The sequence below is a fragment of the Parachitinimonas caeni genome, from assembly GCF_030129945.1.
Taxonomy (GTDB): Bacteria; Pseudomonadota; Gammaproteobacteria; order Burkholderiales; family Chitinimonadaceae; genus Parachitinimonas; species Parachitinimonas caeni.
This window is the reverse complement of record NZ_JARRAF010000108.1, coordinates 1-2113: the sequence shown is the minus strand read 5'-3', so window position 1 is coordinate 2113 and position 2113 is coordinate 1. Positions and strand designations below refer to the sequence as shown.

Here is a 2113-nt window from a genome sequence, read left to right as displayed (position 1 = left end):
CTACCTGTGCTTCCCGCTCTGTCCATGATTCACATGACTGCACCATCACCTGACTCCCACCAATCAAATCCCGGAGTTTGGTGGCTGGGTGACCGCAGCGCTAGGTGGTGGGACCGGACGCTTACGTTGGCCGGGGACCGAACAAGGATTGACCCAGATCCAGGGGATGGTGTTGTCGGCCTGGATTTTATGGACGTCGTAGCGCTCGGCGATGGTTGTTCTGACCCAGTGCGAACGGCAGGTAAACCTGCTGCACAGGGGTAAGGTTGTCTGCAAAGGCAGGTGGTAGCAAAAGACAGGGAAAGTAAAGCAGGCCGCAGTCGTCGCACGATAACTCCGTGTGATGTGCGATGACCGCTCTCGGGGCGAAACCACTTGCACGTCGCACGGTTCTCATTTTTCTGTGCGAGGGCTGCAGTGCGGGCTGGGCACCGAGCGAAAATGGGATCCGTCAGATGACGGTTAAAGCGGCATTGATAGGCCGGTTTTTCGGTCAACGACAAGAGTTGGTGGCCAACCGGAAAGCGCAAGCAGAACAATCTTCCCGTTCTGATTACCCTGGCATGCTGGATGGAAATCCATCCTGGCGCGCATGAATTGTTTGAGTTTAGGAGAAGCAGTGGACAGATTCATTGAAGTGGTAGGTACAGCAAGCTTGGTGGAAAGCGTCGTCGAGTATCGGGCGGATGTGACAGTTCAAGTACGGGCTGCCCAAGTTGAGACGGCGATTAAAGAAGTGGGTGAGCTCCGTGCCGAATGCATTCGGCAGTTGAGGCAATCAGGCCTCAATGGCGATGAATTGAGTGAAGGCGGAGCGGAAGTCTGGCGACCCTGGTTTTGGAAGCAGAAGCCTGGGAAGGAAGCGTCCCATAAACTGTTGATCTGCAGCCATGACATGAATCGCCTGATGACTGCGCTGGGTGCATTGGAGCCACTCTTTGAAAATCAACGACACGCGTTGTCCGTATCCATGCGCGCCCCGCGGTTTGACGTCAGCATCGACGCGAGACGGGCGGCTGAACGCGCTGCCTTGGCGGATGCGGAAACGAAGGCAAAGAACATAGCAGAGTGCGTTGGCTTGAAGATAAATAGCGTACTTGAAGTCGAGGAACTCGGTGTCAAAACCTATCGATCTGGTACTTACGGCGATGAAGACTGGATGGGTGTCTATGCGGGAGGAGCCAGTGCCGCTGCGTTAGATGCGGGCGATGCCCCGGAGCATGCGACCCGCTCATCCACAGTGCGTTTTCGAGTGCGTTTTGCCACCGGGGCCTGATCCTGTGGTCAATCAACGTTGATGGTTGAGCGGGTGTTGACAAGTTAACCGGCCAAGTTTTCAAAGGCATGGCCCTCCTGATCGACAGCGCGCCATAGGTAATGGCGCCGGCCATTCATGGAAAGGTAGACCTCATCCAGACGCCATTTATCCCCCCGCCTGGGTCGGCTACGCCTTAGGGTATTGGCGTAGGCCGACCGAATTTCAGACACCATTGCCGGATCATCTCGTTACTGACGTGTACACCCCGTGATGCTAGCTACTCCTCAATGTCGCGGAAGCTGAGGCTGAATCGATGGTATAGCCAGATCGCGTGGCTGATGATTTCAGCCGGAAAACGGTGGCGGTGGTAGGGGTACTTGTCCACTCCAACATCTTAAACCTCCGTTTAGACCTAAGTTAACTTGTCAATACCTTTCCGATTGTCACCTGCCTGACAATTTCCACTTTTATGTCAGGGTGCATTGCATAAACTTCAGATCGGTCACTGCTTTTTCAACGCGATCAGGGTGGGATGGGTCATGGTGAATATCGTTTCCGGGCAGGGTGCGGGTCTAAGGGATGCCAGCTTGTTGCAGACTAGTGGGCAGCAGGATGTTGGCACTGATGCGGGTGGCCAGCCCACCTATACCGCCACCCCGCTGCAGATCCGTCACGATGACGAACTCCTGCTTGGCCAGGAGCTGCCGACGGTAGGGACGTATGACCGGCAGGGGCGGATGTCGGGGGAGCCTGGGGCGGTGGTGGAAGGGTTGGTGCCGCGCCTGCGGTGGGAAGGGGAGACGGTCTACCGGCATGACGAAGCGGGCCATGACACGGGGTTTGGCTGGGACGCGG

General features: G+C 56.5%; 3 protein-coding genes. 2 read left to right on the top strand and 1 reads right to left on the bottom strand.

Going from position 1 to position 2113, the window contains the following annotated elements:
* Window positions 1-619: 619 nt before the first annotated feature.
* Window positions 620-1276, top strand: a complete 657-nt coding sequence (locus PZA18_RS23775) for an SIMPL domain-containing protein (RefSeq protein WP_284103380.1) — start codon at window positions 620-622, stop codon at window positions 1274-1276.
* A gap of 44 nt (window positions 1277-1320) precedes the next feature.
* Here PZA18_RS23775 and PZA18_RS23770 read toward each other — a convergent pair whose 3' ends face one another.
* Complete coding sequence (locus PZA18_RS23770; RefSeq protein ID WP_284103379.1) at window positions 1321-1491, bottom strand: DDE-type integrase/transposase/recombinase; 171 nt, start codon at window positions 1489-1491, stop codon at window positions 1321-1323.
* A gap of 306 nt (window positions 1492-1797) precedes the next feature.
* On the opposite strand from PZA18_RS23770, the gene PZA18_RS23765 reads away from it, so the two are divergent.
* The coding region (locus PZA18_RS23765; RefSeq protein WP_284103378.1) for a hypothetical protein at window positions 1798-2113 on the top strand (316 nt) is incomplete at its 3' end.

Excerpts from the sequence above, each read along its gene's own strand:
- PZA18_RS23770 (WP_284103379.1), bottom strand. The coding sequence starts at position 1,491 with ATGGTGTCTGAAATTCGGTCGGCCTACGCCAATACCCTAAGGCGTAGC.